Origin of the sequence: Pseudomonas sp. I8001 (genome assembly GCF_013385345.1) — a bacterium.
In the GTDB taxonomy this organism is placed as follows: Bacteria; Pseudomonadota; Gammaproteobacteria; order Pseudomonadales; family Pseudomonadaceae; genus Aquipseudomonas.
This window is the reverse complement of sequence record NZ_JACAQC010000011.1, coordinates 196,575-220,136: the sequence shown is the minus strand read 5'-3', so window position 1 is coordinate 220,136 and position 23,562 is coordinate 196,575. Positions and strand designations below refer to the sequence as shown.

Below are 23,562 nucleotides of genomic sequence, written 5' to 3'. Positions count from 1 at the left end.
GATGGACATGCAATCCCGAATTCGCCAGCTTTTCCAGGCCAGTATCGATACCAAGCAACAGGCGATGGACGTACTTGCACCGCACATCGAGCAAGCCAGTCAGGTCATGGTCAACGCCTTGCTCAACGAAGGCAAAATGCTTTCGTGCGGCAACGGCGGTTCGGCCGGCGATGCCCAGCATTTCTCCTCCGAGCTGCTCAACCGCTTCGAGCGTGAGCGCCCGAGCCTGCCGGCCATCGCCCTGACCACCGACACCTCGACGATCACCTCGATCGCCAACGACTACAGCTACAACGAAATCTTCTCCAAACAGATCCGCGCCCTTGGCCAGCCGGGGGACGTCCTGCTGGCGATCTCCACCAGCGGTAACTCGGCGAATATTATTCAAGCGATCCAGGCCGCACATGATCGTGAAATGATTGTCGTAGCATTGACCGGACGCGACGGCGGCGGCATGGCCTCGCTGCTGTTGCCCGAAGACGTGGAAATCCGCGTCCCGGCCAATGTCACCGCACGTATCCAGGAAGTCCACCTGCTGGCGATCCACTGCCTGTGCGATCTGATCGACAGCCAACTGTTCGGGAGTGAAGAATGACCGTTAAACGCCTTAGCCTATTGGCAATCACGCTGTGCCTAGGCATCAGCGGCTGCAGCTCGGTAATCGAAGCGAGCCGCGACACGCCCATCCAGGACGATAAAGGCACCCGCACTTTCGGCAGCAAAATCGATGACTCACTGATCGAGACCAAGGTTTCCGTCAACGTGTCCAAGGCCGCTCCAGACCTGGGCAACGGCGCGTCGCGCATCGTGGTCGTCAGCTTCAACGGCGTGGTGCTGCTCACCGGCCAAACCCCGCGCGCCGACTTGAAGGCCCAGGCTGAACAAGCTGCCGCCACTGTGCAGCGGGTCAAGAAGGTTCACAACGAACTGCAGGTGATGGACCCGATCACCCTGCTGGCAATCAGCAACGACGCCCTGCTGACCACCAAGATCAAGACCCAGATGCTGACCGACAGCGCCATTCCCGGCTCTCGGATCAAGATCGTCACCGACAACGGCATCGTCTACATGATGGGCCTGCTGACCCAGGCAGAAGCCACCCGCGCCGCCAACTTGGTACAAAGTGTGTCCGGCGTACAGAAGATCGTGAAGCTGTTCGAATACATCGACTGATTTATCGTCAGCCACAAAAAAGGGCGCCGTGCATGGATTGCACGGCGCCCTTTTTATTGACTACAGGTTACTGGTACTGCTGGTACGGGTTGCCCTGGAACTGGTTGTTCTGCTGCGGCACCTGTTGCTGCTGGGCGGCCGGCTGACCGTACTGCTGGCCAGGGATCGGGCCCAGGTTGACCTCCACACGACGGTTCTGGGCACGGCCATTGACGTCGGCGTTGCTGGCGATCGGGTTATCCGGGCCGGCACCGCGGGCACTCAGGTTGGTCGGGCTGACACCTTGGGAGGTCAGGTAATTGGCCACGCTCTGCGCACGACGCTGGGACAGGTCCATGTTGAGCTGACGGCTGCCGGTGCTGTCGGTGTAGCCAACGATCTGGATGGTGTTCTGGTTGAACTGCTTCAGCGAGTTCGCCAGGTTGTTCAGCGGCGTGTAGAAGCTGCTGGAGATCGCATCCGAGTTGGTGGCGAAGGTGATGTTACCCGGCATGATCAGCTTGATCTGGTCGCCCTGGCGCTGCACTTCGACACCGGTGTTGGCCATGCTGGCGCGCAGTTTCTTTTCCTGCTGGTCGGCGTAGTAGCCGTAGCCCGCACCACCGATACCGGCGACGGCAGCGCCGATCAGCGCACCCTTGCCGCGGTTGTTGTGGTCGATGGCTGCACCCGCCAACGCACCAGCCAGGGCGCCCAGGCCACCATACTTGGCGGTGTTGCTCACACCGGAAGAGCCACCACCCTGTGCCTGGCTGCCGTCATAAGGATTAGGTGAAGCGCAGCCCGACAACAGGGCTACGGCAGTAGCAACAACAAGCAGACGACGAGAAGTGAACATGAAGGAAGCTCCTACTTTTGCATTCGGTGATGCAGAGGACATTGGCATTGGACCTGTGCCGAGCTTGGAACACGACAAACGGTAAAAATTCCATCTCCACACAAGCCCGGCCACACTCAAACCCTAGCAGAGACTTCCTGAACGGTGATTGTCATTTTCTCTATATGTTTCGTTTGATAGTTGCCACTTGGTATCCGAAAAACTACCCACATTTTCCTTCACGCGCGGACAAACGGATTCTCACGCATTTCATCTCCCAGGCGCGTATCCGGACCGTGCCCAGTCACCACCACCGCCGCCTCATCCAGGGTGTAGAGCCGTTGCTTGATCGAGCGCACGATGGTCGCCTGGTCACCGCCCCACAAATCCGTACGGCCCACGCCGCGCCGAAACAGGGTGTCGCCGGCAATCAGCAACTTCGCATCGGCGAACCAGAAACTCATCGAGCCGGGTGTGTGTCCAGGTGTATGCAAGGCAACCCCGCAACCACAGGCCAGCTCTTCTTCATCCTCCAGCCAGCGATCCGGCGACGGCACTGGCGTATAAGGCACGCGGAACATCTGGCACTGCATTTCCAGGTTGTCCCACAGAAACTGGTCTTCCTTGTGCAAGTGCAGGGTAGCGCCGGTTTTTTCCTTCAACTGCCCGGAGGCCAGGAAGTGATCGAGATGGGCGTGGGTGTGAATAATGCTGACCACTTTCAGGCCCAGCGCATCGAGGCGCGCCAGGATCAGCTCATGGCTGCCGCCCGGGTCGACGACGATGGCTTTTTTGGTGACGGGATCGCCGATGATCGTGCAGTTGCACTGCAACGGGCCTACCGGGAACGTTTCGCGGATCAGCGCGGGAGACTGAATATTCATGGGTATTCCTGCAAATTCAAAGGCACACTCTTTTGTACTGCATTCCGGCGCACAGTATGTTCGACCCTGCACCCGATCCGAAAGCGCTCGCGAGCGCACGGCTGTCAAACCCGGCAACTGCTAAGCTACTCTGGCGCCAGTCATACAACGCGCAACGTATAGCGCATGGAGTGGGACTTATGGCGACCCTCAGCCCATTGATCATCTGCGAACACTGCGATTGCGTGTACGAAAAAGTCACGCTCGCCAAACATCAGAAGACCCTTTGCACCCGCTGCGCAGGCGTACTCCAGCGTTATAACGGGCTGTCGGTGGAACAACGCCTGGCCCTGACCCTGACCGCCACCGTGCTGTGGATTTTCGCCAACTTCTACCCGGTGATGAGCATCAGCCTGCAAGGCCTGAAAAGCAGCGCCACGTTATGGGATTCGGTGGTCGCACTGGCCCAGGGCCCGATCACCTTCATCGCGCTGGTGGCGGCGATTTCCATCATCATCGCGCCGGTGTTCCAGTTGCTGCTGTTGATCTGGGTGCTGGGCTTTGCGATGAAGGGCCAACGCTCGCCGGCGTTCAAGCTGTGCATGCGCTGGCTCGAAGCGCTTCGGCCCTGGAGCATGCTCGAAGTCTGCCTGCTGGGCGCCATGGTGGCGGTGTTCAAACTCGCCGGCATGCTGGATGTGTTGCCCGGCACCGGCCTGTTTGCCCTGGCCGCCCTCAGCCTGTTGCTGATCCGCATTGCGGGGCGTGATATTCGCGACCTGTGGGACATTTTATGAGCCGTCCACCGACCGCCAGCGAGCTGAACCTGTGCCTGTGCCACAGCTGCGGCCAGGCTTGCGACGTCAGCACCGCGCCCGACGAATGCGAGCGTTGCGGCGCGCCGCTGCACCGGCGCAAGGTCCATTCGCTGACCCGTACCTGGGCCTATATGCTGACGGCGCTGGCGTTTTACGTGCCCGCCAACTTACTGCCGGTGATGAACACCTCGATGCTCGGCTCGGGCGCCGACAGCACCATCATGAGCGGCGTGCTGGAGTTCTGGCAGCACGGCGCCTGGGACATCGCCCTGATCATTTTCATCGCCAGCATCGCGGTGCCGGGTATCAAGTTCGTCGCATTGACGTTGCTGCTGGTCACCGTGCAGCGCAATAACCAGTGGGCGCGCAAGGAGCGCTCGAAGCTGTTTCGCTTCGTCGAAGTGATTGGCTACTGGTCGATGCTGGATGTGATCGTGGTGGCCTTGGTGGCCGCCCTGGTGCGGTTCCAGGCCCTGGGCACCATCGAGCCGCGCCTGGGCATTCTGTTCTTTGGCCTGGTGGTGGTTTTCACCATGCTCTCGGCAATGAGTTTCGACCCGCGCCTGATCTGGGAAAACCCACACAACGAGGAGATGCCGGATGGCGTCGCAAACCACTGACAAACCGCAGCCTGCGGGCTCGCCTGCGATCAAGACGCGGCGCTTCAGCGTCTCGCTGGTGTGGATCGTGCCGATTGTCGCGGTGCTGGTGGGCATTTCGCTGGTGGTGCACAGCATCCTTCAGCAAGGGCCGAGCATTACCATTACCTTCAAGACCGGCAGCGGCCTGACCGCCAACAAGACCGACGTGAAATACCGCAACGTGGTGATCGGCCAGGTGACTGATGTGGAGTTGAGCGACGATCAGAAAAGCGTCAACGCCACGATCAAACTGTCCAAACAGGCTGAAAGCTTCACCCGTGAAGACTCGCAGTTCTGGGTGGTGCGCCCACGTATCGGCGCCGGTGGCGTTTCCGGTATCGACACGCTGCTCTCCGGGGATTACATCGGCGCCGATATCGGCCAGTCCGATACCCGCGCCAACCGGTTCACCGGCCTGGAAAACCCGCCGCCCATTACCTATGGCGAACCGGGCAAGCGCTTCACGCTGCACACCCAGGATCTGGGTTCGCTGGATATCGGCTCCCCCGTGTACTACCGCAAGATTCCCGTTGGCCAGGTGGTGGCCTATGCCCTGGACGCTGACGGCAAGGGCGTGAACATCGACGTGTTCGTGCATGCACCCAATGACGCCTACGTCACCGAGAACACCCGGTTCTGGAACGCCAGCGGGATTGATGTGAGTGTCGGCGCCAACGGGTTTGCGCTGAAAACCGAATCCTTGTCGTCCATGCTGGTGGGCGGCATCGCCTTCCTCGCCCCGCCCTACAGCCCAAACGACAAGCCGGCCGACGAAGAACACTCCTATGAACTGTTCGCCGACCAGCAAACCGCGCTGGCCCCGCCCAATGGCAAGGCGCAATACCTGAACCTGCGGTTCGACCAGGCCTTGCGCGGGCTTACGGTGGGTGCGCCAGTGGAGTTCCTGGGTATCGAATTCGGCAAAGTGGTGTCGATCAACCTGGATTTCGACGAGAAAAAACGCAGCTTCCCGGTCAACGTCGGCATCGTGATCTACCCGCAGCGCCTCGGCGAAGCCAACACCAAAATGCTCACGGTCTTGAAGCATGACCCCAACGACGAAGCCGGCGGTGTGCGCCTGATAGGCAGCTTCATCGAACACGGCCTGCGCGCCCAGGCCCGCAGCGGCAACCTGCTCACTGGCCAGCTCTATATCGCCCTGGACTTCTTCCCCAAGGCCGACAAAGTCGTGTTTGACCCGAACCTGCGCCCCGTCAGTATTCCGACCATCCCCGGCAACCTGGAACAACTGCAGGAAAAACTCGAAGGCATCGTCAACAAGATCAACCAGCTGCCGATCGAGCGAATTGCCGGCAACCTCGACGGCAGCCTGGTGGAACTGCGCAAGGGTCTCGGCCAGTTCAACGCCAAGACACTGCCGGGGGTGCAAAACACGCTGGCCGACGTGAGTAAAACCCTGCAATCCGCCAGTTCGACCCTGGCCGAGGATTCGCCGCAACGGGAACAGTTGACCCAGACCCTGGACGAACTGAGCCGCATGTCGCGCTCCCTGCGAGAGCTGTCGGACTACCTGGCACGCCATCCCGAATCGCTGATTCGCGGTCGCCCCGACAACGCCGCGCCCTCCGACCTGCAAGGGCCACCGCGCAAATGACCACAGGAGCAACCACCATGGCTTTGCCGCTGAAGATCACGCTGCTCACCGGGTTGCTGCTGCTGACGGCGTGCCGCAGTGAGCCCATTCAATTTCATACCCTGACGCCGGTGCAGCGCAGCAATGCGTCATTGGCCGCGGGGGGCGAGATCCGGATTGAAAGCATCACGGTCCCGCCACAGGTCGACCGGCCACAGATTGTCATCCGCCAGGGTGACAGCGGCGTGGCCATTCTCGAGACGCAATGGTGGGCTGCCAGCCTGGTGGATGAGTTGCGCAGCGCGCTGGTGGATCAACTCGCCAGCAGCCGGAAAAACCTGGCGGTGCGCATTGAGGTCCAGCGCTTTGACTCGATCCCCGGGCAGTACGCCCTGCTCGACGTCAAATGGCGGCTTCGCCAGACGGGCACGGACGAACGCACGCCGCTGACGTGTCGCACGGTGGTGCAGTCGCCATCCGGCCCGACCATTGACGACCTGGTGATCGCGCAGCAAAACAACGTCAAGCGGTTTGCCGCGCTGCTCAGCCAGGCCGCCGACAAGTCATCGAGTGAGTGCCCCGCCGTGCGGTAAACATTGATCCGGGGGATCGAGCCATGCGCACATTCTGGAAGTGGTATCAGCAACTGCTGGAGAATGACTTCAGCACCCAGGTCTTCGACAATGTGAAGAACCTGCTGGTATGCGCGCTGTTGTTTGCTGCGGGCACCAACGCACTGGCCGGGGAACATGAGCTGTTCCTCGGCATCCTGGCGTCAAGCGTGGCCGGGTGGGGCTTGATCGTCGTTTCAAGCTTGCTGATGGTGCTGAATGTGAGCGATGGCATCCGCCGGCTCGCCAAGCTGCGTTATCACCTGGTCCTTCAGCTGCTGCTTATCCTGATCTATGTACTGGTGGCAGCGCGCGTGGTGGAAATCGTCTGGGGCTTTCGATCCCATTGATCCAGGTTTCTACCCCAGCAATCCCATCTCCTGCGCCCGCGCCACCGCCTGTGTGCGCCGCTCCACCCCGAGCTTGCTGTTGATATGGCTGGCGTGGGTTTTCACGGTGTGCAGGGAGATAAACAGCTGATTGCTGATCTCCTGGTTTGAACAACCCTGTGCGATCAGGTGCAGCACCGCCAGTTCACGGGTGCTCAGGGTCTCCAGTGTGTGTGGGGTTTCAACTACTGCAACATCCGGCAAGAGTGCCAGCAGACCCTGGTTCATCAGTCCATGGGGATCCCGAGACAGCTGCTCCCGCGTCCACTCGGGATAGCGTTCCAACAGGCGCTGGAAAGGTTGCATCGCGCCACCGGCAGCCGCTTCGAGTGCGCGGGCAAACACCGGGCGGGCCTGGGCTTCCTGGCCACCGTCCAGCAGTAACAGTGCCTGCTGGGTCAGCGCCATCAGGCTGATCATCTGCCGGCCGCTGTTATGGGCCTGGCGTGCCAGTTCATCGAGCCGTTGCAGTGAAGCCGCCGGCTGATGACGGATGGCGTCGAGTGCCGCCTGTTGCAACTCGATATGTTGCGGCAGGTGCGGGTGGAACTCCGGTGCGGCAGCGGCCTGTTCACCGTTGTAGGTTTGCCCCAGCCGCGTCAGCCAGGCATCGGCCAGGTCCGTGCGCCCCTGAGCCAGCCATAGCTCGCATTTGACCAGGGTGATCATCGCCAGATAGAAAATCGGCGGCACGTCCCAGATATGCATCAAGCGCTCGGCCTCGGCCAATTCGGCAAAGGCCACGGAGAAGTCGCCACGGCGACCTTCGAAGCTGGCGATCACACAGTGGCCGATCAACACGCTGATATCCCGACAGGCTCGCGCCTCCGTCAATCCGGCACGCAGCCGAGCGAGCCCGGCTTCAGGCTGGCAGCGCATCAGCAGCAAATAGCCTTCGTACAACGCCAGGCGCGCGCGCACTGCGTACAGCCGTTGCGGCGCCAGGCCTTGCAAACGTTGCAGGCCCTGGCGCACTTCATCCAGTGACCGCAGGACCTCGCCACGGGCCTGCAGTACACGCGCTCGGTCGTAATGGGCCAGCGCTTCAAACAATGGATTGCCGACCCGCTGCGCCAACTCCAGGGATTCGCGGTTCAGGCCGCGGGCGCGCCACAGGTCGGCGTCGACAATGGCCAGGTTGGACAGGGTCGACAGGCACATCAACCGCTGGCCATAGCGTTTGTGCGGCAGGCTTTCCAGAGCCTCGCTGCAATACGACTGGGTCAGCTCACGATCACCACGGCCCCGGGCAATAATCCCGCTGAGGGCCAGCCATTGCGCCAGCATCGACTTTTGCGCGGTGGCCGACGGGGCCGGTAAAAAACGGCTGAGGTGGCTGGCCAGTTCCTGCGCCGCATCCAGCTGGCAGGCCAGGCCCAACGCCCAGCTGTAGAGCACGATCAGGCGTGGCGTACTCATCAGCAAACTGTCGGGCAAGTCCATTTTCCAGCGCAGCAGCATGCCGACATTCTGCTCCGCCAGCAGTTGCTCTTCGGACAGGTTCTGCACCAGGTTTGCCGCCACATCCAGGTGGCCCGCACGCAGCGCCTGCTCCACTGCCTCGTCGATCAAGCCCTGGGCATTGAACCAGCGGCAGGCCCGCAGGTGCAGGCTGGCTGCCGGCAACACGGCATTGCTCGCGCGGCGGGTGCGCAGCAGGTCGGAAAACAGATGGTGATAACGGTACCAATGGCCCTGCTCGTCCAGCGGCACCAGGAATACCTGGTGGGCTTGCAGGTAGCGCAGGATTTCCGTGCTGTCGTGGGCCTCGCGCACGGCGTCGCACAGCTCGCTGCAAAAGCGCTCCTGGGACGCGGTGTCGTAGAGGAACGCCTGGACTTCCGAGGGCAGGCAGTCGATGACCTCTTCGAGCAGGTAATCGCGGATCAGCCCTTCCCCGCCGTGCAAACCCTGGGGCAGCGTACCTTCGCTGCCGGCCTCGGAAGCCGCCAGCAGCCAGAAACGCAGGCCGGCCACCCAGCCTTCGCTGCGCCGGATCAGGTTATCCAGGGCTTCACCACGCAATGAACTGCTGTGGCGATCCAGCAGCGCCAGGGATTCGCCGTGAGTCAGGCGCAGGTCCTGCTCGTGCAGTTCCAGCAAATGCCGGGACAGGCGCAGTCGGGCCAGGTGCCAGTCGGGACGCTGGCGGCTGGTGACCAGCACCAGCAGGCCGTCGGGCAGGTGATTGAGGAAAAATTGCAGGCAGCGGTCGAGTACCGGGCCCTGGGCCAGATGGTAGTCATCCAGCACCAGCAACAGCGGCGCCTGGGTCGACAGGTGCACCGTCAGTTCATCCAGCAGGCCGTCGAGCCATTCTTCAAAGGCGAAGGGTTGGTGACGCTGGCGCATTTTCAGCAGGCCCAGGGATTGGGCGCCCAACTGCGGGAAGTATTGCTGCAAGCCGTCGAGCAGGCGTTCAAGAAAACGTCCCGGGTCGTTGTCCCGGGGACTTAGCCCCAACCACAGGCTTTGCCAGTGGGCCGGCAGGCTCTGGCAGAACTCCACCGCCAGCGAACTCTTGCCGAACCCGGCCGGGGCGCTGACCAGCAACAGACGCCCGGCCAGCCCTTCGCTCAGCCGTTCGCACAGGCGCGGTCGCAACACGTAGCCGTCAGGCAGTGGGGGTCGATAGAAGCGCCCTTCCAGGGTCGGAATCACCGTGCTGGCAGGCCCTTGAATTCGGGACAGATCAGTCATCGCCGGGCTCTTGTAGAAGGCTGTTGTCGGCATTGCAGATGTCCGCAGACTAGCGGTAAAAGCGGCAGCTTTGTAGATCTTTGCAACATTTGTCTGAAAAAGACTACAACAAAAAATATCCGGACTTCTTCTGTAACGACCGACACTCTGTGGCGAGGGAGCTTGCTCCCGCTGGAGTGCGCAGCGCTCCCGTTTTTGGGGCTGCTACGCAGCCCTGCGGGAGCAAGCCCTCGCCACAGTGGTCCGGCAAAAAAAAGCCCCGAACCAGTCGGGGCTTCTTCGAGGATGCGGCCTCGTTTACAGCAAGTTAGCGAACACCATCCTGGCGCAGGGCCGCCGGGGTGAAGTCGCTGGTGGTGGCGGTGAAACCGAAGTCATAGGCCTGTTTCTCTTCGTTCTTCATGCCCAGTGCCAGGTAGCGGCCGGACTGCAGGTCGTAGAGGGTTTCGAGGGCGTACCACGGCACTTGCTTGTCGTAGTAGTTCTCGGCATGGGCTTCAGCCACGCGCCACAGCTGGCCACGACCGTCGTAGTGGTCGATGACCGCGGCTTGCCAGGTGTCTTCGTCGATGAAGAAGTCACGCTTGGCGTAAATGTGGCGCTGGCCTTCCTTCAGGGTTGCAACCACATGCCACACACGGCGCAGCTCGTAGCGCGCCAGGTCCTGGTTGATGTGGCCGGCCTTGATGATGTCCACATACTTGAGCTTCGGATCGTCGAGTTTGTAGCTGTTTTCGGCGATGTACAGTTCCTTCTTGCCTTCCAGTTTCCAGTCGTAGCGGTCCGGTGCACCGTTGAACATGTCGAGGTTGTCGGAAGTCCGCAGGCCGTCGGCGGCGGTACCCGGGCCGTCATACGATACTTGCGGCGCCCGGCGCACACGACGCTGGCCGGCGTTGTAGACCCACGCCGAACGGGGTTCTTTCACCTGGTCGAGGGTTTCGTGCACCAGCAGCACACCACCGGCCAGACGTGCCGGCGCAGTCACTTGCTGCTTGAAGTAGAACAGGATGTTGCCCGGGTTTTTCGGGTCGTAGTCCTTCATCTTGTCGCGGAACACGAACTGATCGCGGAAGTACACCAGGCTGAACGAGCCGTTGGTTTGCGGCGTGGCCTGGGTCACCAGGCGGGTCACGCTGCCGCCGCGATAGCGGGTGATGTGGTTCCAGATCACTTCAACGCCGCTTTTCGGAATCGGGAACGGTACGGCGGTTTCAAAGTTTTCCAGGCCGTTGCCGCCGGACACCAGGTTGGTGCTGGTGGCGTTTTTCTTGATGGCGGCGAACACATCAGCTGGCACCGTGGCGCCGCGATGGGTCGGGTAGACCGGCATCTTGAAGGTGTCGGGGTAGCGCTTGAACATCGCGTACTGCCCCGGCGCCAGCTTGTCCTTGTACTGCTCGACGTTCTGCGCGGTGATGGTGAATTGCGGTTGTTCGTTGGCGTATGGGTTGGCCAGGAAGCCACGGGCATCCACGGCACCGGCGTTGGTTGGCAGCGGCGACCATTTAGGGATGGTGCCGGCCGCGTTACCGGCCATTTCAGCGCCCATCGGGGTCAGGGTCGTGCCGAGCTTGGCGGCTTCATCCGCCGAGACCGCCGCCATGACGCTACCCGCCATGATCGACAGCCCCAGCACACCCACCTGCAACAGATTTTTAGTTATTTTCATGTTCTGGTTCTTCCTTAAAACATACTGCTTAAAGAGAGTGTGCTTAGAAGTTCACGCCGACGCTCAAGGCGACAAAGTCGCGGTCGTCCACGGTGCTGTAGTCGCCACCAAAGAAGTTGGTGTAGGCCAGGCTCGCGGTGTAAGTGTTCTGGTACTCGGCGTCCAGCCCGAGGCTGATCGCCTTGCGGCCTTCCTCGAAGTTACCGCCAGGGCCAGGCGAGTAACCCTTAACGTCATGGGACCAGGCCACGTTGGGTTTGAGGTTGACGCCGGCAAACACATCCGGGTATTCCCAGATCGCACGGCCACGGTAGCCCCACGAAGTTGCAGTAGTGAAGCCGTCGTTGTTGCAACTGGTGTTCAGGCCGTTGGCATTGGGAAGGCCAGCACCTTGGGCGGTAGAGTTGTTCAATGCCGCACACGCGCCGTTAGGCAGGGTACCCGGGCCAAACACCGGATCACGGCCATAGCGAACCTTGGACTTGCTCTCCAACCCGCCGACATAGGTCATACCGACTTCGCCCACCAGCGTCAGGCGGCTGGCGCCCATGACCTGGTCAAAGAAGTGGGTGAACGTGGTTTGGAGTTGAGTGATTTCCTTACGGCGATAACCATGCAAATCCTGGCCTGGTACACCGCTTAACAACGAAGCATCCTTGAGCACCGGGAAGCCCAGAGGGCGAACGCCGGCAAACAGGATGTCGGTGGAGTTCAACTGCACAGGCGCGTTGGGCCGGTAGCTCAACTCGCCGCTCCATGCCGTGCCGGTAGGCAACGTGGTGGAGAAACTCAAGCCAAAGAGGTGGATGTCTTCCGGATACTCAACGAAGTATTGCGAGTTTCCCGCCACCACCAGTGCAGCTGCCTGACCCAAAGGCCTGGCTCTGTCGTAGACCGACTGAGGCGCGCCAGTTGCACTGAAAATCGGCGCACGGCTGTGGTAGTTCATGTAGTAGGCGCCGAACTCGGTGTCCAGCGGCTCAAAGTTGTAGTGCATTGCGACGCCGTATTGGCCGCCGTCACGTGCGTTACGGTTCGGACCGCGGCGCACCAGGACGCCCTCGTCATTAACGTCGACGCCCAAGGCGGCCAAGCTCGGCAAAGCGGCCGGGTTGATCGTGGAACGCTTGTTCAACACCCGCAAATTATCGTTACAGCCGGTGGTAATGATGTCGGGCTGCGAGAAAAACGTGCCGCAGTTATCGGTCACGGTCTTGTCCCAACCGATCTGATAGAAGCCTTCAGCCGACAGGTTGTCGGTCAGCGTTTGCGACACGTAGAACATGTTGACCGGAATCAGGCCCTCCTTGATCTCGGCCCCCGGACGACGGAATGCAGCCACGTCGATCGGGTTGATGGCGTTGATACCGCCACCAATGAACGTGCTCTCACCCCAGCTCACTACCTGCTTGCCCAACCGTACGGAACCCGGTTCATCACCAATCGAGTAGTTGTGGTAGACGAAGGCGTCGAGAATCTGCCCGCCAGAAGATCGGGCGCCTGTTGGGCGGTTGTTGTCGCTGATGTTCTTGAAATCGAGGTCGTCGTCTTTAAGCTTGAAGTCATACCAGTACTTGCCCCGGACAAACACGCCGGTGTCGCCGTATTTCAACTCAAGGTCATGAATGCCTTTGAAGATCTTCGAGAAGGAATCACCTTTGTCGAAGTTCAGGTGACCGTCATCCGAGGTTTGCGACAACCCCCTGCCACCGTTGTTGGCACCGATCAGGTCTTTATTGCGACCCGCCGTCGACCAACTGGCCCCGACCGACAGGGACGAGTCAAAGCTGCCTTCGATTTCACCGATGTTGAAACTGACGCCGAATGCAGGCCCGGCGAGCGTAGAGGCGAGGCTGACGGCCAAGGGCAGTTTTGCCCGGCGCCAGAACTGGTTTGCTGAGATCATCGACGCTACTCCATGTGCATTATTGTTATGGCAGTGAGTCGTTTCCAAGGGCTTGTAACGGCCGGAATACAACGATTCCAATGCCGGGCGAACACATGAACCCGCCGGGCTCACAGCACCGCACCTTGAAAAACTCTGGGATGAACTATAGCCAGCAGGGGGTACCGCTTGATCCCTCTAAAGTGTGATTTGCATCACCAACCCGTCTGCCACAGTCCTTTTCGCCATGCTGACGAAGGTCAGCGACGGAAGGATGGCTGAAAATTGGCAAATCACAAGTGAAGGCTTGGACTAGAGCGCTGCCGTGCCCGCGAGGGCACGGCAAGCAGCGTCAGAGGGTAGAGAGGAAGGTGCTGTTGTTGGCCTGCCATTCGATGATGTCGATACGGATACGTTTTTTGTCGAGCTTGCCGACACTGGTCTTGGGAATTTCCGTAACAACGGCGATCTGGCTTGGAATCGCCCACTTGCTCAGGTGGCCCAATTCCACGAATGGCTTGAGATGTTCCTTGAGCTCCTTGGCCCCTATCACATGGCCATCACGCACCACCAGCAACGCAAACGGGCGTTCGCCCCACTGCGGGTCGGCAATCCCCACCACCGCTACTTCGCGTACCGCCGGGTGGCGGCTGACCAGGTCTTCCAGCGCCAGGGAGGAGATCCACTCGCCGCCGGTCTTGATCACGTCCTTGATGCGGTCGCGAATATCGATCACGCCGAAGGCATCGAGGGTGGCCACATCGCCGGTGTGCATCCAGCCGCCGGCCCACAGCTCGGCGCCCTTCTGCGGCTCGTTGAAATAGCCTTCGCTGAGCCATGGCGCGCGCAGCACCAGCTCGCCCTGGGATTCACCGTCGGCGGGCAGGAAGTTGCCCTCGCCATCGATGATCGCCGCTTCCACCAATGGGCCGGGCACGCCGGCCTTGATGCGGTAGGTGGTGCGTTCGTCTTCGGTGCCGGCCATCAGTTCTTCATTGAGATGGGCGCAGGACACCAGCGGCCCGGTCTCGGACATGCCGTACGCCGCTGTCAGTTGGATCCCGCGGGCCTTGGAGGCTTCATACAGTGAGCGATTGAGGGCGCTGCCACCGATGACGATTTTCCAGCCGCCGAAATCCACGCCCTGGCCGGCCTTGGCGTTGAGCACCATTTGCAGGATGGTCGGCACACAATGGGAGAAGGTGACCTTCTCCTTGCGCCACAGCTCCACCAGGTATTCGGGGTCGTAGCGGCCTGGATAAACCTGCTTCAGGCCGAGCATGGTCGCCACATACGGCAGGCCCCAGGCGTGCACGTGGAACATCGGAGTGATCGGCATGTAGACGTCGTTGGTGCCCAACAGCCGCACGCTGTCGACGCTGCCCATGATGGTCGCCACGCCCATGGTGTGCAGCACCAGTTGGCGGTGGGTGAAGTACACGCCCTTGGGATTGCCCGTGGTGCCGGTGGTGTAGAAGGTGGTGGCGACGGAGTTTTCGTCGAAATCCTCGAAGTCGTAGCGGGGGCTCGCCGCCGCCAGTAATGTTTCGTACTCACCCACCAGGTTCGGCAGTTCGGCGGTTTTGTCCGCGCCGTCGGTGAGCAGCAGGGTTTTGTCGACAGTGGTGAGGTGGCCGGCAATGGCCTGGTAGAGCCCCACGAACTCGCTGTTGACCAGTACAAAGCGGTCCTCGGCGTGGTTCATGGTGTACAGAATCTGTTCCGGAGAAAGGCGCACGTTGATGGTGTGGATTACCGCACCAATCATCGGAATGGCAAACATGCATTCCAGGTAGCGGTGGCTGTCCCAGTCCATCACGGCCACGGTGTCACCGGCCTTGACCCCGGCCTCGGTCAGCACATTGGCCAGGCGGGCGACACGCTCGATCAGGGTGGGATAGGTGTAGCGCAACTGGTCGCGGTAGACGATTTCCCGGGTCTTCTCGTAGCGTGTCCCGGACATCAACAGGCGTTTGATCAACAGCGGGTATTGGTAGGCGCCTTCGGCGGGCGGGATAACACGAGTCTGCAACATACGAATCCCTTATCTGACTGCACGGTCTTGGCTGAAACATCTGCACTTTAGAGCGCTTATGTTTCAGCCAAATCAGCCAAAGGAATGATTTGCAGAACCCAATAAATGCTAGCTTTGAGCCAGCATCCGGCTTATTTCATGCTGGTAAAGGCCAGCTTCACACCGATGGCAATCAGCACCGCGCCCATGGTGCGGTCGAACCAGTGGCCCATGCGTGCAAAACCGGCGCGTACGCGTTGCTGGCTGAACAGCATGGCCACCAGGCAAAACCAGATCGCGGTCGCCACGGCCAGGTACACGCCGTAACCGGCCTGGACCGCCAACGGCGTGTGGGGATTGATCACCACGGTGAACAGCGACAGGAAGAACAGCGTGGCCTTGGGGTTCAAGCCATTGGTGACAAATCCTGAGGTAAACGCACCGCGGGCGGTGCGCTCGCCCGCTTCCAGGTGCAGGTCTTCTTCACTGGCAGGCTTGGCCGGCTGGGCGCGCAGGGCCTTGAAGCCGATGTACAGCAGGTAGGCCGCCGCCGCCCATTTCAGCGCATTGAACAGCACGATGGACTGGGACACGATCAAGCCGATGCCCAGCAGCGAATACCCCACGTGCAGGAAAATCGCCGAACCGACGCCCAACGCCGTCCAGGTGCCGGCCCGTCGGCCATGGGTCACGCTTTCACGTACCACCACGGCGAAATCCGGGCCAGGGCTGGCCACCGCCAACAGGTGAATCAGTGCCACGGTCAAGAACTCGGTGAGGTACATGCACACTCCAGGAAGTAACTGATTATTTCATCTGATAGGCTCGGCAGATTACGCCTTCGAATCCCGCCGCAAAAGGTACAGTTGATGACGAACAATCGCCGCGCCGTCTTCCTTGATCACCCTTCCCTGGACCTCGGGGACTTGGACCTCAGCGGGTTGCAGGCACTCTTCAGCGAACTGAGCCTGCACCAGCAGACCACACCCGAAAACATTATCGAACGCCTGCAAGGCGCGCAGGTGGCGATCAGCAACAAGATCGCGCTGAATGCCGAGACCCTGGCGGCCTGTCCCGAGCTGAAGCTGATCCTGGTGACCGCCACCGGCACCAACAACGTCGACCTCGCTGCCGCCCGCGCCCACGGCGTTACCGTGAGCAATTGCCAGGGTTACGGCACGCCATCGGTGGCGCAGCATACGATCATGCTGCTGCTGAACCTGGCGACGCGCCTGAACGACTATCAACGGGATGTGCAGGCGGGGCACTGGCAACAAGCCAAGCAGTTCTGCCTGCTGGACTATCCGATCGTCGAGCTGGAAGGCAAAACCCTCGGGCTGCTGGGCCATGGCGAATTGGGCGGTGCCGTTGCGCGCCTGGCTGAAGCCTTTGGCATGCGCGTGATCCTGGGCGCCATTCCAGGCCGTCCGGCCCGTGCCGATCGCGTACCGCTGGACGAGTTGCTGGCGCAGGTTGACGCACTGACCCTGCACTGCCCGCTCAACGAACACACCCGCGACTTTATCGGTGCCCGTGAACTCGCCTTGCTCAAGCCTGGCGCCTTCATCGTCAACACCGCCCGCGGTGGTCTGATCAATGAACAAGCCTTGGCCGATGCCCTGCGCAGCGGTCATCTGGGCGGCGCGGCGACCGATGTGTTGAGTGTCGAACCCCCAGTCAACGGCAACCCGCTGCTGGCCGGCGACATCCCGCGCTTGATCGTCACCCCGCACAACGCCTGGGGCAGCCGCGAAGCCCGGCAGCGGATCGTCGGCCAATTGATCGAAAACACTCAGGGCTTTTTCAGCGGCGCCCCGCTGCGTGTCGTCAGTTGATAAACTGCGCCCCTTTTCAAGGAGCAGACCATGGATCCGCGCAGTGAAGTACTGCTTCGCCAGGCCGAACTTTTTCAAGGCGACGTGCTGCTGGTGGGCTTGCCCGCCGACGACCTGCTGGGCCGCCTGCCCAATGCCCATGGCTGGAGCTGGCACGCCGGCGACCAGGCCGCGCTGGACGCACGTTTTGCCGAGCGCAGCCAGTTCGGTGTGAACGTGCCCGAGCGTTCGTTCGAGACCGCGGTGGTGTTCCTGCCCAAGTCCAAGGACCTCACCGACTACCTGCTCAATGCCGTGGCGGCGCGTTTGCCCGGCAAGGAGTTGTACCTGGTGGGGGAGAAGAAAGGCGGCATCGAAAGCGCGGCCAAGCAACTGAATCCGTTCGGCAAGCCGCGCAAGCTCGACAACGCGCGGCACTGCCAGTTGTGGCTGGTGACGGTGGCCAACGCCCCCGAGCCGGTAGAACTGGAGAGCCTGGCGCAGGTGTTCGAGGTGCCGCTGGCTGAGGGCCCGCTCAAGGTGGTGAGCCTGCCGGGCGTGTTCAGCCACGGTCGGCTGGATCGCGGTACCGCATTGCTGCTGGAGCATCTGGACAAGTTGCCGAGCGGTCACTTGCTGGATTTCGGTTGTGGCGCGGGTGTGCTCGGGGCAGCGGTCAAGCGTCGCTACCCGCATAACACGGTGACAATGCTCGACGTGGATGCCTTTGCCGCTGCCAGCAGTCGCCTGACACTGGCGGCCAATGGCCTGGAAGCCGAGGTGTTGACCGGTGATGGCATCGACGCTGCTCCGATGAATCTGAACGCGATTCTGAGCAACCCGCCGTTCCACGTCGGGGTGCACACCGATTATTTCGCCACCGAGAACCTGCTGCGAAAAGCGGCCAAACATCTGGCAAAAGGCGGCGAACTTCGCTTGGTCGCCAACAGCTTCCTGAAGTATCAGCCGCTGATTGAAGAGCATCTTGGGGTGTGCGCAATCAAGGCAGAAGGCCAGGGTTTTCGCATTTACCGTGCCAAGCGCGGCTGAGGTCTTTTTCCAAAAGAAGGCTTGCCGAATGGATTTTGCCTAGGCAGAATCCGCTCCGTCCTAGGGGAGTAGTCTCCCACGAGCGCCACGCTCGTCCGGCATACGTCAACATACTTGGTCAACAGGCCATGGCGTATGCGACCCAGGAGTCCGCACAGACGGACCGGGGTTTGACAAGACCTATGACACGAACACCTTACCCGGGGCGGGAAGGCTGTACGTGTCATAGCCGTGTCGACCCGCCCCTGGAACTTACCTGATGCTGGATTCTCTGCTCGTCCCTACTGCAATCGTTGCCTTGGCCGAAATTGGCGACAAGACGCAACTGCTCGCACTCATTCTCGCTGCACGCTTTCGCAAACCCTGGCCGATCATCGCCGGCATCGTTGCCGCGACCCTGGCCAACCATGCGGCCGCCGGTGCCGTGGGGGCCTGGTTCGGGAGTTTCTTCTCGGATGCGGTGCTGCACTGGATACTCGCGGCGAGCTTCTGCGCCACGGCGCTGTGGACCCTGGTGCCCGACAAGCTCGACGATGACGAAGCCAGCACTTCCCGCAAGTTCGGGCCCTTCCTGACCACGCTGATCGCGTTCTTCCTCGCGGAAATCGGCGACAAGACCCAGATCGCTACCGTGATGCTCGCGGCGCAATACCCGGAACTGTGGCTGGTGATTATCGGCACCACCCTGGGCATGTTGATTGCCAACGTGCCGGTGGTGCTGGCGGGTAATTTTGCCGCGGACAAATTGCCGCTGACGCTGATTCGTCGACTGGCGGCTACGGCATTCTTCATCCTGGCCATTGTTGCGGTGTACAAGGCCATGCAGAGCAGCGGCTGGATCTAAACGCAACCCCATATGAGGGCTGGGCTTTGATGGGAGCTGGCTTGCCTGCGATAGCATCACCTCGGTGCAACTGACGCACCGAGGTGCCTGCATCGCGGGTAAGCCCGACTCCCACACAAGCCGCGCCCCCACAGTCAGATTTGCATTTCAGCCTTATAAATCAGGATTTTTTCGCCTGCTGATACAACGGCATCACCTTCGGAATCGCCGCCTGCAACGAGGCGATCCGGCTGTCTGAGGCAGGGTGGGTGCTCATGAATTCAGGTGGCGAGCCTTCCGAAGCCTTGGCCATTTTGTTCCACAGGGTAATCGCCGCGTTCGGGTTGTAACCGGCACGCGCCGACAACTCCAGGCCGATCAGGTCCGCTTCGTTTTCATTGCTGCGGCTGTTGGGCAAGGTCATGCCGTAGTTGGCCACGGTATCGGCCAGCGCCAGGCTGTCCTGACCGAGGCCGAACAACGCACCGGCCCCCTGCTTCGCCATTTCGATACCGTAGGCCTTGGACATGGCTTCGCGGCCGTGTTCACGCAAGGCGTGGGCAATTTCATGGCCCATCACGGCGGCGAGTTCGTCGTCGGTCAACTTGAGATTGTCGATCAGCGCGCTGTAGACAAAGATCTTGCCGCCAGGCCCGCAGTTGGCGTTCATCTCGTCACTTTTGATCAGGTTCACTTCCCACTTCCACTGCGCCGCATCCGGACGGAAAGTGGGCGCCTGGGCGATCAAGCGGTTGGCAATGGCCTGCACGCGCTTGGCGTTGGCGCTGGTCTTGTCCACCAGGCCCTTGCCGCTGGCTTCACCCAGGGTCTGCTGGTAGGACTGCGCATACATCTGGTCGACTTCCTGGCTCGACAACATGCTGAACATGTACTGCTTGCGCTCAACCCCCACGGCGCCGCCGCTGGTGGTGTTGACCGACTGACAACCGGCGAGCAACAAAGCCGCGCCCAACGCACATACCGCCACTGTCTTTTTCATCAACCTGCTCCCTGAAAACATGGCGCGTATCGTAGTCGGCCAATTGTATCGACGCCAGATACAACAGACGTATAGCCACCTGATTTCAGATACATCCCACATTGCCGCAAAAAATTCACAAACGCTGGCAACCATTCCATTTACGACATTCGCCCATCCGGCACAGCCATTTTGAGGTAATGGCCCTCATGTCTCCCCCGCCCGCGGCCGATATACACAAGCAGCCAATCTCCCCCTGCGTTCGGAGCCGTCATGAAGTTCAAGTCGATTCAATTTTCTGTCGCGGCACTGGCCGGGGCCATTGTCCTGAGCGTGGTGGCGGTGTTGGTGCTGTATGCCTTGTTCGCCGGGGCGCGCACCCAGGAGATGGTGCAGGAACGCACCCAGGGCCAATTCGAACAAATCATCGAACAGCGCCTGACCGCCCTGGCGCAAACCCAGGCGACGCTGATCCAGCGCGAACTCGAAGCGCCTCTGGTGACGGCCAAGGGCCTGGCCACCGCCAACGCCCTGATGGGCATGAAAGACGCCAACGGCAACCCGCAACTGGCGGTCTCCCGCGAACAGCTGATCAACCTGATCCACGAAACCGTGGTGCGTAACCCGAAGATTCTTGGCGCCTATATAGGCTGGGAAGCCAACGCCATCGACCACAACGATGCTGCCTACGTCAACAGCCCGGTGGTCGGCATCGAAACCAACGGCCGCTTCCTGCCGTGGTGGTTCCGCAATGCCGACGGCAGCCTGGGCCTGGATAAACTGGCTGACGTGGCCGACCAGACCATCCTGTCCACCGGCGTGCGCGCCAGTGAGTACTACCTGTGTTCCAAGGAAAGCAAAAAGCCCTGCGCCATCGATCCGGCCCCTTATAAAGTCGGGAATGCGATGGTGATGCTCGCCTCGTTTATCGAACCAATCATGATCGACGGCACCTTCCAGGGCATCGTCGGCGCCGACCTGTCGGTGAACTTCATCCAGGAAATGCTCACCAAGGCCGATCAGAATTTGTACAACGGTGCTGGTGAACTGGCGCTGATTTCCAGCAACGGTCGCCTGGTGGCTTACACCAAGGACGCCAGCAAGCTCGGGGAAAAGGCCAGCGACCTGCTGGACAGCAACGAACTGGCCAACCTCGGCCAGCTGAAGATCGGCGAAGTGCGTTACGACGTGGATAAGGAACACGGGCATATCGAGTTGTTCCTGCCGTTCAACATCGGCCAGACCGATGCCCGCTGGACCCTGTTGCTGCAACTGCCCTTGAGCGCGGTGATGGCGGACTTGCAGGCGATGCAACACGACCTCGACGCCCAGCGCAAAACCGATATTTTCGGCATGGCCGTGGCCGGGCTGCTGATCGCCGGCATCGGCTTGCTGGTGATCTGGCTGGTGGGCCACGGCATTGCCCGGCCGCTCAAGCAAATGGTGGCGATGCTCAATGACATCGCCCAGGGCGAAGGCGACCTGACCCGGCGCCTGACCAGTGATCGCGCCGACGAACTGGGGGCGATTGCCAGCGGCTTCAATACATTCCTGGCCAAGTTGCAGGGGATGATTACCCAGGTGGTGAGTTCGGTGCAGAAGGTCAGCGACTCGTCGGAGCACACCGCCGACATAGCGATTCGTACCAACCAGGGCGTGCACAAGCAAATGGTCGAGATCGACCAGGTGGCTACCGCCGTGCACGAGATGACCGCGACCGCACAGGACGTGGCGCGCAACGCCACCCAGGCCGCACAGGCCGCCAGCCACGCTGATCAAGCGGCGAGCCAGGGCATGCAGATTGTGCGCGACACCTCCACCTCCATCGGCGCCCTCGCCGAGGAAATCGGCAAGGCGGTCGGTGTGGTGCAGGCGCTGGCCAAGGACAGCGAGAACATCAATGCCATCCTTACGGCGATTCGCGGGATTGCCGAGCAGACCAACCTGCTGGCGCTCAACGCAGCAATTGAAGCCGCACGGGCCGGAGAACAGGGACGCGGGTTTGCGGTGGTGGCCGACGAGGTGCGCAACCTCGCGCAGAAGACCCAGAAGGCCACCGAAGAAATCCAGGCCATGATCCAGCAACTGCAGCAGGGCACCCGCGACGTGGTGCGAGTGATGGAAGACAGCCAGAACCGCACCGATGAAAGCGTGCAGCACGCGGCCAAGGCGGCTCAGGCGCTGGAGACCATTACCCGGGCGGTGTCGGTGATCAACGACATGAACACCCAGATCGCCAGCGCCGCCGAGGAACAGAGCGCGGTGGCCGAGGACATTAACCGTAACGTGATCAATATCGGACAGGTGGCCAATGAAGTGGCCGGCGGAGCGGATGAGTCGAGCGCGGCCAGCGCAGACCTGACCAAGCTGGCGGAGCAGCAGCGGCGGTTGATCAATCAATTCAAGGTTTGAGTCAAGCGGCGCCCTTTCGGGCGCCTTCGCGAGCAAGCCCGCTCCCGCATTCGATCGCATTCCTTCAGTTGAAATGCAATCAAATGTGGGAGCGGGCTTGCTCGCGAAGAGGCCGGCCGATTCAACACAACGCTCAACCCGGCGTCAGGCACTCCGGTCCATTCAGCTTCGGATCGTTGACCATATTGGCCAGCACCCGCTCGCGCAACGCGGTGGGTTCACTGGCCAACAAGGCCTGCAAGGTGTGCAGCGGCGTCTCGGGGTTCAGCCAGGCTGCCTGCCCCGCCGCATCCAGAATCAACGGTCGGCGTTGACTCTGCGCCGCCTGGGTCACCACCGCCGTACTCAACCAAACCTGCTCCTGCACCGGATACGCCTCCCAGATCGCGGCAAAGAACAGCGTGCTGCCCTCCCCCGGCGTCAGCCAGTACGGGCGCTTGCGCTGGGTGCCGCGCCATTCGTAGAAACCATTGGCCGGCAGCAGGCAGCGGCGCTGGCGAAACGCTTCGCGAAACATCGGCTGTTCGGCAAGGGTTTCCGCCCGGGCATGGGCCGGTGTACGAGAGAGATCGGTCAGCCAGGGCGGCGTCAGGCCCCAGCGCGCCCGCGCCAGGGTGTGCTGGCCGTCGCTCAGGCGCTGGATCAGCACCGAGTCATTGGGAGAGATGTTCCACTGGGCCTGCTGGTCGGCCGGGAAGCCCGGCAAGGCAGCAAACGCGGGGTTCCAGCGAAACAGGGCATAACGTCCACACATGGGGCAACACGACTCTTGGAGAAACTGGCCGACAGCCTAACAGACCAGCACGTCGGGAAAGCTGTCGGGTTCATCACCGGGCAGCGGCTGCGCACCGTTGTAGGCAGTGATCAGCTCGCGGGCGTAGGCGGCCTGGTCGTTCTCCACCGCCAGCGCCAGCAGGCCATAGATCGGCAGTTCGCCGGTACCCCCGAGCAAATCGCGCCCCACCAGGTGCGCGGTGATGCCCTCGCTTTCGAGCATGCCTTGCAGCAGCTCGCCTTCCATCAGGTTTTCCGGCTCGTAGATTCGCTGCATGGGCGTACCTTTATTCGTTCTCGCTGCGCACGTTGAGCATCCATTCGTCGTCATGAACCTGCAGCTCGAAAACAATGGGCCGGCAGCACACCGGGCAGTCTTCTATATATTCCTGATCACCCCCGGACAGGTCCAGTAACGCCGTGACAACCTCCCCACAATAAGGACATTCGTACGACTCCTCTTCCATCGCGGTCTCCAAGGTGACTTGTGCGTATAATCGCCGGTCTATTTACAGGGCTATTTTTCGTCCCGG

The 23,562-nt window shown here is 61.2% G+C and carries 22 protein-coding genes, 1 pseudogene and 1 riboswitch; of the genes and pseudogenes, 12 read left to right on the top strand and 11 right to left on the bottom strand.

The features are described from left to right. Position 1 precedes the first annotated feature (1 nt). Entirely contained in the window at positions 2–595 is a 594-nt protein-coding gene (locus tag HX839_RS12080; RefSeq protein WP_003216190.1) for a phosphoheptose isomerase, read from the top strand. Continuing rightward, the gene (locus tag HX839_RS12075; RefSeq protein WP_003216188.1) at positions 592–1,173 is read left to right on the top strand and encodes a BON domain-containing protein; all 582 of its coding nucleotides are present in this window, start codon (positions 592–594) and stop codon (positions 1,171–1,173) included. Before HX839_RS12080 ends, HX839_RS12075 begins: the two co-directional genes overlap by 4 nt. 67 nt (positions 1,174–1,240) lie before the next feature. Here HX839_RS12075 and HX839_RS12070 read toward each other — a convergent pair whose 3' ends face one another. Together HX839_RS12070 and HX839_RS12065 are read right to left on the bottom strand one after the other, a co-directional pair. Then, positions 1,241–2,011: an OmpA family protein gene (locus HX839_RS12070; protein WP_177067081.1), complete on the bottom strand. Its 771-nt coding sequence runs from the start codon at positions 2,009–2,011 to the stop codon at positions 1,241–1,243. Positions 2,012–2,229: 218 nt separating this feature from the next. Next, entirely contained in the window at positions 2,230–2,874 is a 645-nt protein-coding gene (locus HX839_RS12065; RefSeq protein WP_177067080.1) for an MBL fold metallo-hydrolase, read from the bottom strand. 179 nt (positions 2,875–3,053) lie between these two features. On the opposite strand from HX839_RS12065, the gene HX839_RS12060 reads away from it, so the two are divergent. Genes HX839_RS12060 through HX839_RS12040 form a run of 5 tightly spaced genes read left to right on the top strand, consistent with a single transcriptional unit; the run spans position 3,054 to position 6,867 of the window. Next, positions 3,054–3,650, top strand: a complete 597-nt coding sequence (locus tag HX839_RS12060) for a paraquat-inducible protein A (protein WP_003216183.1) — start codon at positions 3,054–3,056, stop codon at positions 3,648–3,650. Further along, on the top strand, positions 3,647–4,291 hold the full coding sequence (locus tag HX839_RS12055; protein WP_003216181.1) for a paraquat-inducible protein A: 645 nt from the start codon (positions 3,647–3,649) through the stop codon (positions 4,289–4,291). Before HX839_RS12060 ends, HX839_RS12055 begins: the two co-directional genes overlap by 4 nt. Then, positions 4,272–5,927 carry an intermembrane transport protein PqiB gene (locus tag HX839_RS12050; RefSeq protein WP_003216179.1) on the top strand — a complete coding sequence of 552 codons (1,656 nt, stop codon included), beginning with the start codon at positions 4,272–4,274 and terminating at the stop codon, positions 5,925–5,927. The genes HX839_RS12055 and HX839_RS12050 overlap by 20 nt, the downstream gene beginning before the upstream one ends. A 17-nt stretch (positions 5,928–5,944) precedes the next feature. Next, complete coding sequence (locus HX839_RS12045) at positions 5,945–6,499, top strand: membrane integrity-associated transporter subunit PqiC (RefSeq protein ID WP_008434246.1); 555 nt, start codon at positions 5,945–5,947, stop codon at positions 6,497–6,499. Between the two features lie 23 nt (positions 6,500–6,522). Beyond that, positions 6,523–6,867 (top strand): hypothetical protein, encoded by a 345-nt coding sequence (locus tag HX839_RS12040; RefSeq protein WP_177067079.1) that lies wholly within the window; start codon positions 6,523–6,525, stop codon positions 6,865–6,867. Between the two features lie 9 nt (positions 6,868–6,876). Here the strand turns inward: HX839_RS12040 and HX839_RS12035 are convergent, their stop codons facing one another. From HX839_RS12035 to HX839_RS12015, 5 genes are all read right to left on the bottom strand, one after another. Then, positions 6,877–9,606: a LuxR C-terminal-related transcriptional regulator gene (locus HX839_RS12035; protein ID WP_177067078.1), complete on the bottom strand. Its 2,730-nt coding sequence runs from the start codon at positions 9,604–9,606 to the stop codon at positions 6,877–6,879. Positions 9,607–9,913: 307 nt separating this feature from the next. After that, on the bottom strand, positions 9,914–11,278 hold the full coding sequence (locus tag HX839_RS12030) for a DUF1329 domain-containing protein (RefSeq protein WP_003216172.1): 1,365 nt from the start codon (positions 11,276–11,278) through the stop codon (positions 9,914–9,916). Between the two features lie 43 nt (positions 11,279–11,321). Further along, on the bottom strand, positions 11,322–13,184 hold the full coding sequence (locus tag HX839_RS12025; protein ID WP_177067077.1) for a DUF1302 domain-containing protein: 1,863 nt from the start codon (positions 13,182–13,184) through the stop codon (positions 11,322–11,324). Between the two features lie 331 nt (positions 13,185–13,515). Beyond that, the gene (locus tag HX839_RS12020) at positions 13,516–15,198 is read right to left on the bottom strand and encodes a fatty acid--CoA ligase (RefSeq protein WP_134327311.1); all 1,683 of its coding nucleotides are present in this window, start codon (positions 15,196–15,198) and stop codon (positions 13,516–13,518) included. Positions 15,199–15,329: 131 nt separating this feature from the next. Further along, complete coding sequence (locus tag HX839_RS12015) at positions 15,330–15,962, bottom strand: LysE family translocator (protein WP_003216169.1); 633 nt, start codon at positions 15,960–15,962, stop codon at positions 15,330–15,332. An 84-nt stretch (positions 15,963–16,046) separates the two neighbouring features. On the opposite strand from HX839_RS12015, the gene HX839_RS12010 reads away from it, so the two are divergent. The 3 genes from HX839_RS12010 (at position 16,047) to HX839_RS12000 (ending at position 18,885) form a co-directional block, all read left to right on the top strand. After that, positions 16,047–17,012 (top strand): 2-hydroxyacid dehydrogenase, encoded by a 966-nt coding sequence (locus HX839_RS12010; protein ID WP_102604708.1) that lies wholly within the window; start codon positions 16,047–16,049, stop codon positions 17,010–17,012. 30 nt (positions 17,013–17,042) lie between these two features. After that, a complete protein-coding gene (locus HX839_RS12005; protein ID WP_008434258.1) occupies positions 17,043–18,041 on the top strand; it encodes a class I SAM-dependent methyltransferase in 999 nt (332 codons plus the stop codon). A 51-nt stretch (positions 18,042–18,092) separates the two neighbouring features. Further along, positions 18,093–18,212, top strand: a riboswitch (yybP-ykoY riboswitch). Between the two features lie 88 nt (positions 18,213–18,300). Next, the gene (locus HX839_RS12000) at positions 18,301–18,885 is read left to right on the top strand and encodes a TMEM165/GDT1 family protein (protein WP_003216166.1); all 585 of its coding nucleotides are present in this window, start codon (positions 18,301–18,303) and stop codon (positions 18,883–18,885) included. A gap of 160 nt (positions 18,886–19,045) precedes the next feature. Here the strand turns inward: HX839_RS12000 and HX839_RS11995 are convergent, their stop codons facing one another. Then, positions 19,046–19,864 carry a M48 family metallopeptidase gene (locus HX839_RS11995; protein ID WP_003216165.1) on the bottom strand — a complete coding sequence of 273 codons (819 nt, stop codon included), beginning with the start codon at positions 19,862–19,864 and terminating at the stop codon, positions 19,046–19,048. Between the two features lie 252 nt (positions 19,865–20,116). Between HX839_RS11995 and HX839_RS31840 the strand changes: the two are divergent. Continuing rightward, a pseudogene (locus HX839_RS31840) lies at positions 20,117–21,397 on the top strand (HAMP domain-containing protein); the annotation flags it as partial. Between the two features lie 15 nt (positions 21,398–21,412). After that, a complete protein-coding gene (locus HX839_RS31835) occupies positions 21,413–22,255 on the top strand; it encodes a methyl-accepting chemotaxis protein (protein WP_371132336.1) in 843 nt (280 codons plus the stop codon). A gap of 133 nt (positions 22,256–22,388) precedes the next feature. Here the strand turns inward: HX839_RS31835 and HX839_RS11985 are convergent, their stop codons facing one another. Genes HX839_RS11985 through HX839_RS11975 form a run of 3 tightly spaced genes read right to left on the bottom strand, consistent with a single transcriptional unit; the run spans position 22,389 to position 23,496 of the window. Beyond that, the gene (locus HX839_RS11985) at positions 22,389–23,009 is read right to left on the bottom strand and encodes an SOS response-associated peptidase (RefSeq protein WP_003216163.1); all 621 of its coding nucleotides are present in this window, start codon (positions 23,007–23,009) and stop codon (positions 22,389–22,391) included. A 36-nt stretch (positions 23,010–23,045) separates the two neighbouring features. Then, entirely contained in the window at positions 23,046–23,306 is a 261-nt protein-coding gene (locus tag HX839_RS11980) for a putative signal transducing protein (RefSeq protein WP_017477710.1), read from the bottom strand. Positions 23,307–23,316: 10 nt separating this feature from the next. Next, positions 23,317–23,496 (bottom strand): CPXCG motif-containing cysteine-rich protein, encoded by a 180-nt coding sequence (locus tag HX839_RS11975; protein WP_177008734.1) that lies wholly within the window; start codon positions 23,494–23,496, stop codon positions 23,317–23,319. Between the last annotated feature and the right edge of the window lie 66 nt (positions 23,497–23,562).

Excerpts from the sequence above, each read along its gene's own strand:
- HX839_RS12055 (WP_003216181.1), top strand. The coding sequence starts at position 3,647 with ATGAGCCGTCCACCGACCGCCAGCGAGCTGAACCTGTGCCTGTGCCAC.
- HX839_RS12020 (WP_134327311.1), bottom strand. The coding sequence starts at position 15,198 with ATGTTGCAGACTCGTGTTATCCCGCCCGCCGAAGGCGCCTACCAATAC.
- HX839_RS12005 (WP_008434258.1), top strand. The coding sequence starts at position 17,043 with ATGGATCCGCGCAGTGAAGTACTGCTTCGCCAGGCCGAACTTTTTCAA.
- HX839_RS11995 (WP_003216165.1), bottom strand. The coding sequence starts at position 19,864 with ATGAAAAAGACAGTGGCGGTATGTGCGTTGGGCGCGGCTTTGTTGCTC.
- HX839_RS12075 (WP_003216188.1), top strand. The coding sequence starts at position 592 with ATGACCGTTAAACGCCTTAGCCTATTGGCAATCACGCTGTGCCTAGGC.
- HX839_RS11980 (WP_017477710.1), bottom strand. The coding sequence starts at position 23,306 with ATGCAGCGAATCTACGAGCCGGAAAACCTGATGGAAGGCGAGCTGCTG.
- HX839_RS12030 (WP_003216172.1), bottom strand. The coding sequence starts at position 11,278 with ATGAAAATAACTAAAAATCTGTTGCAGGTGGGTGTGCTGGGGCTGTCG.
- HX839_RS12035 (WP_177067078.1), bottom strand. The coding sequence starts at position 9,606 with ATGACTGATCTGTCCCGAATTCAAGGGCCTGCCAGCACGGTGATTCCG.
- HX839_RS12050 (WP_003216179.1), top strand. The coding sequence starts at position 4,272 with ATGGCGTCGCAAACCACTGACAAACCGCAGCCTGCGGGCTCGCCTGCG.
- HX839_RS12070 (WP_177067081.1), bottom strand. The coding sequence starts at position 2,011 with ATGTTCACTTCTCGTCGTCTGCTTGTTGTTGCTACTGCCGTAGCCCTG.
- HX839_RS12060 (WP_003216183.1), top strand. The coding sequence starts at position 3,054 with ATGGCGACCCTCAGCCCATTGATCATCTGCGAACACTGCGATTGCGTG.
- HX839_RS12065 (WP_177067080.1), bottom strand. The coding sequence starts at position 2,874 with ATGAATATTCAGTCTCCCGCGCTGATCCGCGAAACGTTCCCGGTAGGC.
- HX839_RS11985 (WP_003216163.1), bottom strand. The coding sequence starts at position 23,009 with ATGTGTGGACGTTATGCCCTGTTTCGCTGGAACCCCGCGTTTGCTGCC.
- HX839_RS11975 (WP_177008734.1), bottom strand. The coding sequence starts at position 23,496 with ATGGAAGAGGAGTCGTACGAATGTCCTTATTGTGGGGAGGTTGTCACG.
- HX839_RS12000 (WP_003216166.1), top strand. The coding sequence starts at position 18,301 with ATGCTGGATTCTCTGCTCGTCCCTACTGCAATCGTTGCCTTGGCCGAA.
- HX839_RS12010 (WP_102604708.1), top strand. The coding sequence starts at position 16,047 with ATGACGAACAATCGCCGCGCCGTCTTCCTTGATCACCCTTCCCTGGAC.
- HX839_RS31835 (WP_371132336.1), top strand. The coding sequence starts at position 21,413 with ATGATTACCCAGGTGGTGAGTTCGGTGCAGAAGGTCAGCGACTCGTCG.
- HX839_RS12040 (WP_177067079.1), top strand. The coding sequence starts at position 6,523 with ATGCGCACATTCTGGAAGTGGTATCAGCAACTGCTGGAGAATGACTTC.
- HX839_RS12045 (WP_008434246.1), top strand. The coding sequence starts at position 5,945 with ATGGCTTTGCCGCTGAAGATCACGCTGCTCACCGGGTTGCTGCTGCTG.
- HX839_RS12025 (WP_177067077.1), bottom strand. The coding sequence starts at position 13,184 with ATGATCTCAGCAAACCAGTTCTGGCGCCGGGCAAAACTGCCCTTGGCC.
- HX839_RS12015 (WP_003216169.1), bottom strand. The coding sequence starts at position 15,962 with ATGTACCTCACCGAGTTCTTGACCGTGGCACTGATTCACCTGTTGGCG.
- HX839_RS12080 (WP_003216190.1), top strand. The coding sequence starts at position 2 with ATGGACATGCAATCCCGAATTCGCCAGCTTTTCCAGGCCAGTATCGAT.